16 protein-coding genes are annotated in these 15,110 nt (G+C 41.3%); 5 read left to right on the top strand and 11 right to left on the bottom strand.

Going from position 1 to position 15,110, the window contains the following annotated elements:
• Positions 1–185: 185 nt before the first annotated feature.
• Positions 186–1,136: a tetratricopeptide repeat protein gene (locus GOP56_RS00565; RefSeq protein WP_003338072.1), complete on the bottom strand. Its 951-nt coding sequence runs from the start codon at positions 1,134–1,136 to the stop codon at positions 186–188.
• 188 nt (positions 1,137–1,324) lie between these two features.
• Positions 1,325–1,696, bottom strand: a complete 372-nt coding sequence (locus tag GOP56_RS00560; RefSeq protein WP_163244206.1) for an ATPase — start codon at positions 1,694–1,696, stop codon at positions 1,325–1,327.
• Between the two features lie 236 nt (positions 1,697–1,932).
• On the opposite strand from GOP56_RS00560, the gene GOP56_RS00555 reads away from it, so the two are divergent.
• Together GOP56_RS00555 and GOP56_RS00550 are read left to right on the top strand one after the other, a co-directional pair.
• Positions 1,933–2,361, top strand: coding sequence for a DUF2621 domain-containing protein (locus GOP56_RS00555; protein WP_003338078.1), 429 nt, complete (start codon positions 1,933–1,935; stop codon positions 2,359–2,361).
• Positions 2,362–2,417: 56 nt separating this feature from the next.
• Positions 2,418–2,654: a hypothetical protein gene (locus GOP56_RS00550; protein ID WP_121473768.1), complete on the top strand. Its 237-nt coding sequence runs from the start codon at positions 2,418–2,420 to the stop codon at positions 2,652–2,654.
• A 138-nt stretch (positions 2,655–2,792) separates the two neighbouring features.
• Here the strand turns inward: GOP56_RS00550 and GOP56_RS00545 are convergent, their stop codons facing one another.
• Positions 2,793–3,446, bottom strand: a complete 654-nt coding sequence (locus GOP56_RS00545; RefSeq protein ID WP_101667855.1) for an HAD family hydrolase — start codon at positions 3,444–3,446, stop codon at positions 2,793–2,795.
• Between the two features lie 220 nt (positions 3,447–3,666).
• Between GOP56_RS00545 and GOP56_RS00540 the strand changes: the two genes are divergently transcribed.
• On the top strand, positions 3,667–4,521 hold the full coding sequence (locus GOP56_RS00540; protein WP_163244205.1) for a sulfurtransferase: 855 nt from the start codon (positions 3,667–3,669) through the stop codon (positions 4,519–4,521).
• A gap of 120 nt (positions 4,522–4,641) precedes the next feature.
• Here GOP56_RS00540 and GOP56_RS00535 read toward each other — a convergent pair whose 3' ends face one another.
• Together GOP56_RS00535 and GOP56_RS00530 are read right to left on the bottom strand one after the other, a co-directional pair.
• The gene (locus GOP56_RS00535; RefSeq protein WP_163244204.1) at positions 4,642–5,010 is read right to left on the bottom strand and encodes a DUF4180 domain-containing protein; all 369 of its coding nucleotides are present in this window, start codon (positions 5,008–5,010) and stop codon (positions 4,642–4,644) included.
• 183 nt (positions 5,011–5,193) lie between these two features.
• The gene (locus GOP56_RS00530) at positions 5,194–6,261 is read right to left on the bottom strand and encodes a YdcF family protein (protein ID WP_163244203.1); all 1,068 of its coding nucleotides are present in this window, start codon (positions 6,259–6,261) and stop codon (positions 5,194–5,196) included.
• A gap of 518 nt (positions 6,262–6,779) precedes the next feature.
• Between GOP56_RS00530 and GOP56_RS00525 the strand changes: the two genes are divergently transcribed.
• The gene (locus tag GOP56_RS00525) at positions 6,780–7,595 is read left to right on the top strand and encodes a GNAT family N-acetyltransferase (RefSeq protein ID WP_163246769.1); all 816 of its coding nucleotides are present in this window, start codon (positions 6,780–6,782) and stop codon (positions 7,593–7,595) included.
• Between the two features lie 143 nt (positions 7,596–7,738).
• Here the strand turns inward: GOP56_RS00525 and GOP56_RS00520 are convergent, their stop codons facing one another.
• From GOP56_RS00520 to GOP56_RS00495, 6 genes are all read right to left on the bottom strand, one after another.
• Positions 7,739–8,539: an energy-coupling factor ABC transporter ATP-binding protein gene (locus GOP56_RS00520; RefSeq protein WP_003343827.1), complete on the bottom strand. Its 801-nt coding sequence runs from the start codon at positions 8,537–8,539 to the stop codon at positions 7,739–7,741.
• Entirely contained in the window at positions 8,532–9,497 is a 966-nt protein-coding gene (locus tag GOP56_RS00515) for an energy-coupling factor ABC transporter ATP-binding protein (protein ID WP_163244202.1), read from the bottom strand. Before GOP56_RS00515 ends, GOP56_RS00520 begins: the two co-directional genes overlap by 8 nt.
• Positions 9,494–10,261, bottom strand: coding sequence for an energy-coupling factor transporter transmembrane component T family protein (locus tag GOP56_RS00510; RefSeq protein WP_163244201.1), 768 nt, complete (start codon positions 10,259–10,261; stop codon positions 9,494–9,496). Before GOP56_RS00510 ends, GOP56_RS00515 begins: the two co-directional genes overlap by 4 nt.
• 26 nt (positions 10,262–10,287) lie before the next feature.
• A complete protein-coding gene (locus GOP56_RS00505) occupies positions 10,288–10,890 on the bottom strand; it encodes a hypothetical protein (protein WP_003338089.1) in 603 nt (200 codons plus the stop codon).
• A 176-nt stretch (positions 10,891–11,066) separates the two neighbouring features.
• Positions 11,067–12,302 (bottom strand): MFS transporter, encoded by a 1,236-nt coding sequence (locus GOP56_RS00500; protein ID WP_163244200.1) that lies wholly within the window; start codon positions 12,300–12,302, stop codon positions 11,067–11,069.
• Positions 12,303–12,450: 148 nt separating this feature from the next.
• On the bottom strand, positions 12,451–14,055 hold the full coding sequence (locus GOP56_RS00495) for a peptide chain release factor 3 (protein WP_163244199.1): 1,605 nt from the start codon (positions 14,053–14,055) through the stop codon (positions 12,451–12,453).
• Positions 14,056–14,625: 570 nt separating this feature from the next.
• On the opposite strand from GOP56_RS00495, the gene GOP56_RS00490 reads away from it, so the two are divergent.
• Positions 14,626–14,991, top strand: coding sequence for a hypothetical protein (locus GOP56_RS00490; RefSeq protein ID WP_163244198.1), 366 nt, complete (start codon positions 14,626–14,628; stop codon positions 14,989–14,991).
• The last annotated feature ends 119 nt before the right edge of the window (positions 14,992–15,110 follow it).

Here is a 15,110-nt window from a genome sequence, read left to right as displayed (position 1 = left end):
TCATTAAAAATGATAATCATTATCAAATATTTACTTGCATTTTATCACCTTTTTGTTCTGGTTACTAGAGGATATCGTCAACAAACTGTTTATCCTTCAAACACCGTTACAAACAAAAAACAAGACCCCATCTTCCGAAAAGGAAAATAGCGCCTTGTCTCTTTTTTATACGTGTCTTTTGCTAATTACCAAATTTTCCACCAAGACTTCTTCGTTTCTCCATTGGTGGCTACTGGATTTTTCTCTTCGGCTTGGTGTGCTTCCAGAAGTTCCTGTGGCAATTTGTCCACATATTCTTGTACCGCTGGCTTAAATTCTTCACGCGTATGTTCTACTAATTCTTTTAAGACATCAATCGCTTTTTTTGTCTCATCTGTTTGTAACAGCGCATTGATATAGTTAAAACCTGCATATGGACGTTCAAAGCTTGGTTTCCAATATTGCTCGCTAATCTGGATAAGCTGATAAACGTACCCTGCCTGTCCAAGTTCCCCTGTCACGTTCATGACAATTTCTTCATGACCGTTTACTTTCTCTAGCGTTTCTTTAAACATATTCATAGCCGTCAACAGGTCGCCTTCCTTTAAAGCAACTAGGGCTAACACATAATGCGGACGCCATGCACCTTCGCGATTACCAAGCTCGGTTAAATATTGATATAGCTCCTCTTTCTTACCTGCTTCCATAAAGGAGGTAGTCAGCCATTCTAATGCATTGTCCTGATTTGGATCAATAAGCAATGACTTTTGCAACAGTAATCCTGCCGTATGCTCCTCGCCTCCATGAGCATACAGGCGAGCGAGATTAAGATGAGCGGTAGCTGATTCTGGGTATTGATCAATCGTTTCGTGCAATAGCTTCTGAGCCTGTGGAAATTCCCCTATTTGCATATGTACAATGGAACGGAATATCATTGCTGGTTCAATTGGTCCGTATAATTCCAATAAGCGATCCGCTGCTTTAGAAGCCTGCTCAGGAAATTCCTGACGCACCAGCTCCATCGCGAACTCTCGTAATTTTTCATTCTCATTCCAGTAAAGCTCCATATACTTCGGAATTATTGTATTTTGAAAATCCTCACGGGATAACTGCATACTCTGTCCATCTTCATTTTGAAATTCGATAAAATCTGACATGGCTAAAAGGCCTCTCTTTCCATGGCGATATGAGCTTCGTCACCTAGTTTTTAAAAAATCGATCTCTTCTCTAACAGATTTCTTGTTATCACCCTGCAATTCCTGCAATGAAGGCAGAGAAAATACAAAATGATCTCCCCAAGCCGCCTTTTCATTAGGCCCTACAGGGAAATCATTCTGATCGTTACCTATATCCAAGCTTTCATATTTACCTTACGAATAAATTCCTCAGGTGATTCCTTTGTCGCACCTTGTTCAGGGTCTTCGTCAGCAAGACCTACCACTTTTCGAAACAAAGCTTCATTTTTGGTAGCCAAGGCAAAGTCAAGCAAAGCTTCTTGCTGCGCTCGCTCAGCTGCTTCCGCCCAAATGGTCTCTTCTAAAGCAATATCTTTATCCGTTACAGGAAAATGCCGATCATATTTTGGGACACGAATCAACCAGTCAAAAGCCGAATCCGGGTTGCGATCGCGGCCAATAAGATAGGCATGTTCTCCGATTGGCAACGATTGTTCAAAGGAATCTGCTGTGATAATTACCCGTTGTCCAAGTGTAAACATAGACACGAGCCCCCTTTTCCAACAGCTATTGTACTATCTATCTTACTCATTTCGTGTAGAATTGGAAAGAGAAAATCCTTGATTAGGCAATTCAGTATAGGTAATTGGTGTGAGTTTGGCTAGCTTCGGCCTATTCCTCCTCTTAAAAAAACGGAATATTTGTTGTACAATGAAAATATTAGATCGATAGTTAAATTACGGATAGTAAGAAGCATAACGATAACGAGGTGTAGCTTGTGAACGGATTGTTTTCCTGGTTTATTGTCGGTTGGACTATTGTGCTAGTTGGTCTGTTTGCCATTGGTGGCTATTTTATGTTCCGAAAATTTCTAAAATCAATGCCTAAGCAGGATGGTAAATCGGAATTAGATTGGCAAGATCACTTTATTGATCAGACTAGTCATATGTGGGATGACGATAGCCTTCAGCTATTAAACGAACTGGTTAGCCCTGTGCCTGAGTTGTTCCGTCCCGTTGCGAGACGTACCATTGCTGCTAAAATTGGACAGTTGGCACTAGATGAAAAAGCTGAGCATATGACAACAGAGCTAATCATTCGCGGATATATCATCGCAACGCCAAAACGTGATCATAAATTTTTGATTGCCCATTTAAAAGAAAAAGAAATTGACTTTACACCTTTTCAAAAATATTTACAAGCCTGAAACTTCCCTGCTCCTATTTCGTATATATTACTAACCGACTTAAAGGGGAGACCAAGATGAAATTTTTACTCATTTTAGCGATGTTAGCTTTGATTCCAATTGTATTGATTGCCGTAGTGGCACTTGTTATAGCAGGGAAAGCTAGTCGGTTTATCCAAGGACTGAAAAATGGCAATAGCCCTCATGTTTTTTCCAGTACTGTGTCGCATAAAAACGGGCCTTTTCAGAACAAGCCTCGCGAACATTCCATTTCAGATGATGACGATGTCGTCTTCCTTGGTAAACGTCAATAACAGAATGAACACCGATATAGATAACAAATTAAAACCCTTCTGCTTATCCCGTCTTAAAAATGGCTGGGGATCAGAAGGGTTTTCGTATGGAATTTTAATAGCGTATGTTATATGAAAAATCAATTCTTTACAAGAACGTTATTTAAAATCTTCTAACACCTGCTCCAACTGTCTCTCCGCAAGAGATTCCAGCCGCACATCATACTCTGCAAAAATATGCTTACGAGATAGCTCATGCGGTGTAATCATACAGTACATTCCAGCCGCTTTGGCAGCTTTCGCTCCAGTGACTGAATCCTCCACGGCAATTGCTTCATACGGTCTTACTCCTAGGCACTCAAGCGTTTTTGTGTAAAGCTCTGGGTCAGGTTTGACTTGCAGTACATCATCCTTGGTTAAGACACAAGAAAAATAATCCCGTATACCATATTTCTTTAGATGAGGGTCTACCCAAGAACGGGGAGAGCTAGAGGCAAGACCAATTTTTAACCCTAGATTACGCGCTGCTTCTAAATAATCCCGTACACCTGGGCGCAAATCTGTTGTCTGCAACAATTCTCTGTGACGATTCAACCATTTATCTTCTGTTGCAACTCGGTCAATCGGAGTTTGAATCAGCTCTTCTAAATGAGAAAAAGGGTCAAATACAAGCTCACTCCCCACCCCTTGTGACCATAGATCAACAGGAAGTATTACACCATAAGAATCATAGATTTCCTTAAATGATTGATATAATGTCCATTCCGTATCTAAGATGGTTCCGTCAAAATCAAACACTAGCGCTTTTATCATGGTATCCTCCTACCTGTTAATCTATCTAACCTATGAATATTGACAATCTCTAATAAAACAAAAATGTTTTCTTGCTCTAAATCATATGTATTTCATGAAAACGGAAAGGTATGCCCCTCTATCCTCAATGTATCATTCTTTTCAAAGACGAAACAACTTTTAATCTGCTATAGTAGAAAAAAGGCAATAATTTCGATCTTGTTTGGAAGGAAGGGATGAAATGTTACAGAGTAAGCTGCAAGATCCCATGGTGCAAGCTGATTGGCTTTATGAACACCTGAATGATCCTTCAATTGTAATACTAGACTGCCGTTTTATACTTGGACAACCAGATCTAGGGCGTGCAGAATACGATGCAGGGCATATTCCAGGGGCCGTCTACATCAGCTTGGAGTCAGACCTATCCGGCCAAAAAACAGAGCAGGGACATGGTGGACGCCATCCATTGCCGAACATTGCCGCTATGGAAGCTTTATTTTCCCGAATTGGTATTGACCAACATACAACCGTTGTCGCCTATGACGGGGATGATTTGGCAATGGCAGCACGCTTGTGGTGGATGTTACGCTACGTTGGACATGAGCGGGTATATGTACTTGATGGTGGTTATGCCGCATGGAACAGAGCTACTTATCCGACTAGTACAGAAATCCTGCATAGAAAGCCACGTTCCTTCACAGCTAATGTCCAATCAGATATGCTTCTTACCAAGAATGAAGTGGTCCAGCGGGAGTCTTCTACACCTCTTCTGGATTCTCGTGCCCCGGAGCGCTATCGTGGGGAAATGGAACCATTGGACCCTAAGGCGGGACACATTCCTGGAGCCAAGTGTTTCTTTTACAAATATACCCTGCAAGCAGACGGTACATTACAAACGAAGGAACAACTGCAAAATCATTTCGATGAGTTATTACAGCAAGAACAAATTATCGTGTACTGTGGATCGGGTGTAACAGCATGCGTTAATCTTCTAGCGCTTATGAGAGCCGGTCGACCCGATGCCAAGCTGTACGGAGGAAGCTGGAGCGATTGGTCCTCCTATCCAGATAGCCCTGTGGCGACAGGTGATGAGTAATGAAAAGAAAGACCATCTAGTACGTTTAGATGGTCTTTTTCTAGTGATTTGCTAACATTTGGATTGTGCTTTATATGGAATTATTGACTACGAAAAATACTGATCTGACACCGCTTATTTTTACGTATCTATACCATGTAGCGCTTCTAACGCTGCCTCTTCTGTTCGTTTGAAAAACACCTGTTTTCCTTTGTTGCATTCGTACATAAAGTCTTTCAAACTCTTGCTGTTATAGGAGTCAAATTCGCCAACCAGTGCAAGCTTCATTTTATAATTTGTATACTTTTGTAGAATTTCACCTGCAAGACCTGTTTTTAAATCAAAGAACTCCTCAGTCAGGTGTTCTTTTCTCAAAAGCATTTTCTCGCATCCATTATATCCTACGTTTGCTATTAAATCCAAAGCATCGTTTACATTCTGAATGATGATGCTGTCGCTTGATATCATGGCAACCTTTGAATTGCCTTTTTCATCCACCTTAATTTCCATATTGCACCTCTCTTCTATTCTCTCTCTTCTTGTTGTAACAATATACCACAATCCAGATGTGTAGAACTGGAATTTTACAATAAATTCTAAAGTAATAGATAATACTATTATCTTAATATTGCCCCTTCTAAACAGAAAGGAAAAGCCCCATTCAACGGGGCTTTTCCATCTTTATTTGTTCTATTAACGCTGATAGCCTGGGAATGCCCAGATTCCTGAAGTGCGTAATAAATCACGGTAAATCCCTAGCTTTTCATCCTTGGTTACTTGCTTTGCTTTTTCAGCAGATGCGTAATCCATATATACCATGTTCGTAAAGGTACGTTTATTTTCTTTTCCCATTAGGCGCGCATAGTGATCACTAGATGCTTGGAAGCCAGATAGAGCTCGACGCATATGTGTTGCATTTGTTACTAAGGTTGCATCAGTAATCTCCATGGTCTCTAAAATAGCCGTTGTGCATAATGCGTTTTCAACTGTATCAGATGCACTTTTTTCTAATACAATTCGATTCTGATCTACTCCTTTTTCCAACAACCATTTGCTCATCGCTTCTGCTTCTGTAATACCATTTTTTGGCGAGCCACCTGTAACGATAATTTTGGAATGAGGATATTTTTTTGCAATAGCGAATCCAGCTTGCAAACGTTCAATTAATGGTTGTTTCATAGAGCCATTATCTTCAAGTGCAAAGCCCAAAATAATAATCGCATGATTTTTTTGAGGCAGATTTTGAGGCACTGTGGTATTCAGTTCCGTTTTTAAATATCCATCTGCCGCTTGTAGCTTCGCTTGAAAAGCTGCTGCTCGCTGTGGATCAATCTTTTGTAATGCAGCCATGGATTTTTGATAGGTAGCCTCGTCGCCATTTACCTTCGAATAAACACCATACAAGAGATTTGCCTCAAAATGATTAGGCTGGAAATTAACAATTTGCTTGTAGATGCCCACAGCCTCTTCTACTTTCTTCTGAAAAACCAAGGTTGAGGCCAAATAGAATTTTAACTCCATGTTAAACGGGTCTAAGGAGCTTGCTTCTTTAAGATTTTTTTCCATTAATGCAAATTTATCTTTTTGAGAGCTATTGCGAAACAGGTCAATTGTGGAATCAACCAGATGCTGGATTCGTTGTGCTGTTGTTTCGTTTTTCACAACAGGAGTTGTTTCTCCTTGAGCAAATGCGCTAGTCAAAGGAGAGACAGAGAGTGCCAGCGCTAATGAAAGGATCAGTTTGTTTTTGTGTCTTATCATGGTAGTTCCTCCTAATAGTTCTTGGCGATGTACGTTACCTATTGAGTCAAATAGGTACAGCTAGGTTATGTAAGCGCATTAAAAATTAACGAATAAAATAAAAAAGGCATAAGGCAAAAAAACGGAAGAATTGCTCCGTTCATTTGGCTTATGCCTAGTCTAACTAGTAACACGCCGTATAAATGGTATCGCTTACAAAAAACATGATACCACAGTCTACTTATACAAACAATTATAGATAACGATTATTTTTTATCAAAAGGTAAGAAAATGACTAACTTACTATAAATGTCAGGCATAAAATAAACGTTGGAACAGTAGAAGAAAGAATGGGTAAAATCCCCCGCCAACGAATGATGATTTTCCAACTACGCCGTAGTTTGTAAAAGAAAATTATTATCAGAATATTATGGGAGGATGTAGATATGGTGAAAGTAATTTCAATTTTTCCTCAGCTATTGTATCATTTTTACATATAAGAGCGCTCTTACCTGATAAATGATGAAAGGAACATGAAAATGGACATCAATCAAACATATTACCAGCGTGTAATTTTGACCAATCTGATTGACAAGGTTTCATTTCTAGCAAATAACGTAGCTGGCATGGCGGTAAAGAATGCAGAAAATTACGTCAAAGTAGATTGTGGTCTTCCCGCAGATACGTTTAATATCATTGTATTACAGAATAATCGACTAAACCAATCGGAAGAAAAAGAATTAAAAAAAGATATACGCCACTTTCAAACTAAAAAGTTCCCCATGGCCTTTTGGTACTGGGAGGATGGCCAAGATTTGAGTCCTATACTGGAGGGTACTGGATTAGCAGAAGCCGAAATGAATGTGGCCATGCTCGCAAATGTAGACCAATTAGAGCCTGTTGTGTTGGCTCCCGAAGGCTTTGTCATAAGGCAAGTATCAACTGCTGAAGATATCAGAGTATTTGGCGAAGTACTTGCCTCTCTGTTTCATACGTCACAGGAATCATCCTCGGTACGCTCTTATTATGAACAGCTCTCCTCCTATCCACAATTATTTAGTGAAAAAATGAAGCTCTATCTTGGTGCATACAAAGAGGAGATTGTATCAATTGGGTCCCTGGTTTTCACCAAAGAGAGTGTTGGTATCTACGATATTGCTACAAGATCAGAATACAGGGGAAGAGGCTTGGGATCGGCAATGTTTAATTTTCTTGTCATGGAGGTCCAAAAACAAAAAATTCCTCTCTGTGTTCTCCAAGCCTCTCCTGATGGAATCAATATCTATAAAAGATCAGGATTTCAATCCGTCGGTCAGATAAAGGTTTTTGAAAATCGGCATTTAGTTGAGGAATAAACCTATATTGTTCCTCTCTCAAATCCCTTCCTGTAATTCATTTTTAGACTTTACACACGAAAAGCCCATGATTTCTCTTCAGCGGTGGAAACCATGGGCTTTTTCGATAAATGTTAATCAGTTACAAAATAGGCTAACGTGGACTACTTGCTCTTACTTGACCATCTTTTGATCAGTTCCTCCGCTGTCAGGACGGTTTCAGCTTCCCCTAACTTTTCACCTAGTTGAGTCACATAGGGCGTGTCCAATCCTGCGCGTTGCAAAAGCTCCCGATTGGAAAAGACATCGCGAGTGTCAGCGTCAACGAGTACCTGCCCCTGGTTCAAAACAATGGTTCGCTCAAAATGGGCAGCCACAAAATCCATATCATGCAAAATAGCCAGCACTAGTTTGCCTTCCTGGTTCAACTGCCTAATAATTTCAGCAATCCGCCGTTTTCCAGCATCGTCCTGTGCTATTGTTGGCTCGTCTAAAATGACAACCTCCGTATTCATAGCAACCACAGATGCGATGGTAATTAGTTTTTTCTCCGATAGTCCCAGATCATGTGGATTCTCAGCATGACGATCCCACAAGCCTACTAGCTGCAATGCTTCCTTGGCACGCTGCTTTGCCGTTTGCACGTCTACCTTAAGCTGTAGGGGGCCAAACATCACTTCGTCTACTACCGTTCTTTTAAAAATCTGATCATGTGGATTTTGAAAGACGAGTCCAATTGAACCAGCAAGCTGAGCTACCGTTGCTGTTTTTGTATCAACCTCTCCAATGAGAATGTCACCCGCTGTTGGCTGCAATAAACCTTTTAACAGCTTGACGAACGTTGTTTTCCCCGCACCATTTTGACCAATAATAGCTGTTGTGCGTTGGTCAAAGGCAAGCGATATTCCTTTTAGTACTTCTTGGCCATTTTGATAACCAAACCGAACATCCATTAGTTTAATCATACTGGTCACCCTCATTAGACTGCGATCTTTGTTGCCCATGGTGCTCGATAGGCTTTATTGTTGTTTTCAAGGAATCTGATATTTGTTGTCCTTCAGCCGTCCCTTGCCTATTTGGTTGCTGATATGCCTCATACGAACGCTGTGCTTCCCCTAATGTAACAGGATATGTATTTGCACCAGGTACCTTTAGCCCTAATTCACGACATACTCTGGTATAGACAGGTGGTTGAATATCGTACTGAGCCAAATCATCGCGTGAAAACAGGCGGGGCGGTGTATCCACATCAATCAATTTTCCCTGATGAAATAAAGCAATACGGTCAGCGTATTCGGCCAGCTTTTCCATTTTGTGTTCAGCCAATATGACAGTCATGCCTTCCTGACTCAAACTATGAATAGCACGAAAAACCTCCTCGGAGCCTTTGGGATCTAGCTGAGACGTAGGTTCATCCAGCACGATCACCTGAGGACGCATAGCAATAACACTAGCAATTGCCATGCGTTGCATCTGACCGCCTGACAAGTCAAATGGGGCTCGGTCCTTGCATTCCTCGATATCTAACAAATGGAGGACTTGATCAATTCTCTCCATCATCTGTTGACGAGGCACACCCAATTGTTCCAAGCCAAACGCAATTTCTTCATACACCGTTAGCTTAGCACCTGTCACCTGTGTAAAAGGATTCTGAAAGACAATGCCCACCTTGCGTATGGTTTCGTCAATTCCTGCTTTGCCCACATCCGTGCCATCAATCATCACACTGCCCCCGTAGGCTCCTTTATAAAAATGAGGGACTAGGCCGGTTAATGCTTGGCAAAATGTTGATTTACCCGCTCGATTTTGTCCAATCACACCAAGGAACTCACCACGTTGCACTGTCATGCTCACACCATCTAACGCCAATTGTTCGCTCATCGGGTACCGATATTTTAGCTGTTTAATCTCAATGTGACTCATCCGATAACCCTCCAAACAATCGCAATCACTATGCTTACTCCCATGAGTGCTCGTAACATTTTTCCATGTGCATATTGTGTTTCTTCCTGCAAGAACGTCTTAGGACCGGCCACATTAAATCCGCGAACCTGTATGGCTAGGCTTCGTTCCTTCGTATCAATGAGCGAGCTTAATACAACCGGACCGATTAGTGGAACAAATGCTTTCATTCTGGTCAGCAGGCCTCCTTGTGTCTCCATTCCTCGCGATCGCTGCGCATCTGTAATCGTTTCCATTGTTGCCATCATTTGTGGGATAATTTGAAATACAGAGCTTAATACATATCCGAAGCGAGGCGACAACCCTTTTCGGACAAGCGAGTCAATTAAATCAGACGGTTTCGTCGTCAGGACAAGAATGAGAAAGGCTCCTACAATATTTAAGGCGCGAAAACAAATTCCCAACGCATATAGTAGTCCTTCCTGATAAAACGCCCAAGAGCCAATATGAAATAGTACTGTTTGGTTTTCCACATGAAAAAAACCTTGGATCAGCACAATGGTTATCAGCACAAATCCAACAAAGCTAATGACTGCCAAAGCACGTTTGAACACTTTGCCAATCCATAAAATAAAGAAGCTCACCAGCATCCCAAACAAGGCAGTGTACAGAGTCGGTAAAATAATAGGTACCAATATAGCAAAAACAATATAGAACAGCTTGGTAATCGGATCAATCTGGTGTATGACCGTATCCTTTTGAACATATAAACTTAATGTTTTCATGGTTTCTACACCTCTTATCTACCAACTTAATCCAGTGACTCAATATCTGACTTGTTTTTGTACATATGAATAAGGCTCTTTGGCAATACGCGATATATACCATAAGCAACCAAAACCGTTAAAAGTTTATCCGGAACGTCCACCACTAGTTCATCTAAGAAAGAAGCAAGCCAGATGGATTGTGTCTTGTTCATTACAGATGCAAACACAATATCGCCCCATAAATTCCCTGTCTGTCCTCCCCAAAACCATACATTTAGCGGTGTAGAAATAAGTACAGCGGTGACCCCGACAGTTAATCCAACAACCGCCGCCTTACCCCAACTGTTTATCCAGCCCTTAAAAGCCATTACCCCTGCAACCAAGCCCATGCACAAACTCGTTATAGCATATACAAACGAAATCGGGTCCACTGTTAAACCATAAATAATGTTGTTAATAAGTCCAGACAATCCCCCGATAATAGGACCCGCAAGCAAACTAGCCAGCACTGTTCCAATAGCATCCAGCCATAGAGGTAATTTTAAGAGTCCAGCAAACAGCTTACCGATGTAATTTACACCAACTGCTACTGGAATAAGTACGAGAGCAGTAGTTGATAATGACCACATGCTGCGTTTTGTAGACATGTACATTCCTCCTTAACAAAATTAGTTTTAGTATGGAGGCTAAAAGCCATACTAGCAATAGTTTCGTAACAATTTGCACAAGAAGTTTTTAATTTGTCCTCGTTCTCTAATAGATTTACCATGTACTGACAATTCACTCCTCAAAAAATGAAAATTCTCCCCGTCATGGCGCCATATTAGCGCCGCACCGGAGAGACTGCTTGCCACTTTTTATCCTGAAACAGGATGCAACACACACTAGCCGTCATCAGCACGAGAAATCCAGTAAAAAATGAGCGACTGATATTATCAAATATTCCCGCCACTATCGGACTTAATATAGCTCCAGCAGACATAATAGCAGAGTAAAAACTAAATGCGGTTCCGTAGAGCTGACGTGGAGCATAAGAGGTTAAAATGGTTGTCATTGCCGGAAATAACAGACCAAAGGCTCCCCCCACTATAAACATCATCCAGTAAATCGAGACATTCCAATTCATTGCTGTCGCATAAAACATGGCACTCAACATAGATAGGCCAATTAAGCAGCGAACCACAGGCGATTTACGTTGAATCTGCGCTATGCTCAATGTAAGCAATGAGCCTATTCCCATCATGCTAAAAACCATTCCAGTGACAGTAGGATCTAAATGCTGACGTGCAATTAATAGCGGTACTTCATACATCATAGTCCCTTGCGCATACATGATAGCAAAGGCAGAAAAGAAAGCGGGATACATCCCGACGCTTCCGAATATCACCTGTAGCGTTGCTTTTACCGTTTTCTTTTGACTCAGGCTGTTTTGGTGGTCCTGCTTTTGTTCCTGCACCTCCTCCTTGAATACATATTCCTCAGGATTCACCCTCCTTGCATCACCACTATGCTTGGGTAAAAAAAGCAATGCAATCAGCCCTGTGATGAGCATTACCCACCCCAGAATGACAAAGGAGTTAGCAAATCCAAACCTTCCTGCGAGAAATCCCCCGACCGCTGGTGACAAAATAGAGGCAAAGGTCAGAATAATCCCCTTTTGCACAAATATTTTATTTTGCTCATCGACCGTATCCGCAGATGAGGCGAGTACTGCAAAGCAAGCTGGAGAAACAAAAGCCATAACATACCCATAGGTCAAACGAATACCGAGCAATTGCGTAGAGCTATCAATAATCCCATGCAGCATTAATAGAATTCCTGAGATCATCAAGCCTGCGCTAATAAATCCTTTTTTGCTATAACGATCAATGATAGGTCCTGCTGTCAAATTGCCAATCAGGTTGGTGAAGGAATACGCGCTTAACAAAAGTCCAATTAGCAACGCAGGCGCTCCTAATTCTTCAATAAAGGGTGACAAGAGGGGCATTTGTGCATGCATGTCGAACGAGGCCAAAAACAAAATGACAAACAGCAACCAAAGGGCATACTTTCTCCGCAAAACAATTTCCACTCCTTCCTTTGCTACTGCTCTTTTCACTATATGAGAGTGGCTGTCCGCTTCATGAATGAAAAAACCTTTTTATACAAAGAAAGACGCAAAAGATGTCTTTGCATCCCTTGCGTCTTCTAGCAGTTGCTTTTGTATGTTAGTCCGTTACACGTTGTAATCCTAGTGAACTCTCATGGAAAGTAAGCTTCGGATATTTTTCCTGTGCCATGCGCAATTGGTATTCACTATCAAATAGCATGACTAGACGACCATAACGATCTGTAACAGATTGGCTACGTGATTTAACCGCATCCATCGTCTCTTTATCTCCTTCGATCCAGCGAGCAATCTGATAGGACATGCGTTGTAATTCAATATCAACGCCGTACTCTGCCTTCAAGCGATACTCCAGTACTTCAAATTGCAAGACACCAACCACTCCAAGAATGAGTTCATCCCATGGATGGGTCTTAAACAATTGCACAGTACCTTCTTCTGTCAGTTGCATGACGCCTTTTTGAAATTGCTTGTGCTTCATCGCGTCTTTAACGGTCACCTTAGCAAAGAATTCTGGAGAGAAATGAGGCATTTCCTCATATTCAAATGCAGGACCAACACAGAGTGTATCTCCAATTTGAAAAATTCCTGGGTCAAATAACCCAATCACGTCACCAGCAAATGATTCATCAACGATTTCGCGATCCTGCGCCATAAATTGCATGGGTTGAGCCAATTTAATATCCTTGCCTAACCGCACGTGACGAACACTCATTCCTCTTTGGAACTTACCTGAGCAAATTCGCATAAATGCTACACGGTCCCGATGTGCTGGGTTCATGTTCGCCTGAATTTTAAAGATAAAACCAGAGAATTTACCACTTAATGGATCAATCTCACCGATCGTACTTTTCTTTGGTGAAGGTGATGGCGCCATCTGCAAGAAATTTTCTAGGAAAGTTTGCACGCCGAAGTTATTGATCGCCGAACCGAAAAATACCGGGGTTAGCTCCCCTTTAGCAATCAGCGACTCATCGTATTCATCTCCAGCGATATCTAACAATGAAACCTCTTCCTGAAGCTGATCGTACAAAACCTCGCCTACGCTGCTCTTAATTTTAGGATCATCAGGTCCACTTACCTCAACAGAGGATATCTCCTGGTGATCGCTACCATCCTGATACAGCTCAACGCGATTTTTCATTCGGTCGTATACACCGCAAAGATCGCTCCCCATACCGATTGGCCAGTTCATTGGATAAGAGCGGATTCCCAAAACATTCTCTAGTTCTTCTAAAAGAGAGAACGGGTCCTTTCCGTGACGATCCAATTTGTTGATAAAGGTAAAAATAGGAATCCCACGCATCCGACAAACCTTAAACAGCTTAATGGTCTGCGCCTCTACCCCTTTTGCTACGTCAATGATCATGACCGCGGCATCAGCAGCAGTCAATGTACGGTACGTATCTTCACTAAAGTCTTCATGACCAGGTGTATCCAAAATGTTAATATGGTGTCCTTTATATTCAAAGTCCATCGCAGAGGAGGTTACTGAGATACCACGTTTTTTCTCAATCTCCATCCAGTCGGAAGTAGCATGCTTCGAATTTTTACGCCCTTTCACCACACCGGCTTCTCGAATAGCGCCTCCATAATACAATAATTTTTCAGTCATTGTCGTTTTCCCGGCATCCGGGTGGGAAATGATAGCGAATGTACGCCGTCTCGTAATTTCATTCTCCCAATTCGCTTGTGATTGAGTCATTTATTCATTCTCCTATAGCAATCAAATTCTTCCTTACGCTTCTCTACCAGTACGATTATACAAACAAACTCGCCACGATAAAAGAGAAAAGTCTACAATCAACACGAATCTCTTCAACCACGTCCTATCTTTCCTGAAACTTTATCCAACATGATCCGTCATTCATGTAAAAGGTTTCTATATTTTCACAACAAAGGGGGTGTGCATCATCGGTCGTATAAAAATGATGATCGGACTTGTTTTGATAGCTGCTTTAATGAGCATTGGACTGATATCTGCATATCTTGACTCCAAACAATCAGCCAAACTAGAAGCACACTTGCTATCACTACCTGTTATTTTGAAGAATAACATAGGATTGCTTTACATGTAGCTGATCACTAACAAGTGCGTCTGCTTCCAAGGTGCCTTTTACCATTTGGAGTCCATCTTTTGTCAGATCAAAGCTGTTCTATACCAGCATACCATGAGTAAGAAGAAATGAAACTGGCGTAATGACGGTTATGAACTATTCATTGCGGCTGACACTGTCTTTACTGGTAAGCCGATCGCTTTAGACAAGGTTATGTAATGAAAGAAGATTTGGTTTTAAATGAAATCACAGTAAAACCTGAGTTTATCAATGGGATTACTGACAAAGACCAAAAGCTCTCAGTCGGTTCTCTACCACCTAAAGCTATCAGTTACAAAGTTGTTCCAAACCACGCTGAAATCTATTTAGCGGCAGAGATAAAGAATGGGGAAATGATAACAGGACTCAGTGGGTGGATGCCAAAACAAAAGTATGTCGTTGCTGGCTCCTTAGAAGAGATCGCACAAGCTAAAGATAGCCATAATAGTGAGATGAACTGGACTATCATCATGGCGCCTATCCTTGCTATTTTCTTTATTGGCTATATCATCATCCGTTATTCAAAATGTAGAGCGAACAAATAAATTACTGCTTTTCTTTTGCTGAAGATAGATGTACTTAGAGCAAAAATCCGCTATAATAATGAGACAGTTAGCGTGTGTAGCGAAGATATCGTAGGCGCGCAATATATACATAATTTTCA

Origin of the sequence: Brevibacillus sp. 7WMA2 (assembly GCF_010748895.1) — a bacterium.
Taxonomy (GTDB): Bacteria; Bacillota; Bacilli; order Brevibacillales; family Brevibacillaceae; genus Brevibacillus_B; species Brevibacillus_B halotolerans.
The sequence above is the reverse complement of the archived record's forward strand: the minus strand, read 5'-3'. Positions and strand labels throughout refer to the sequence as shown.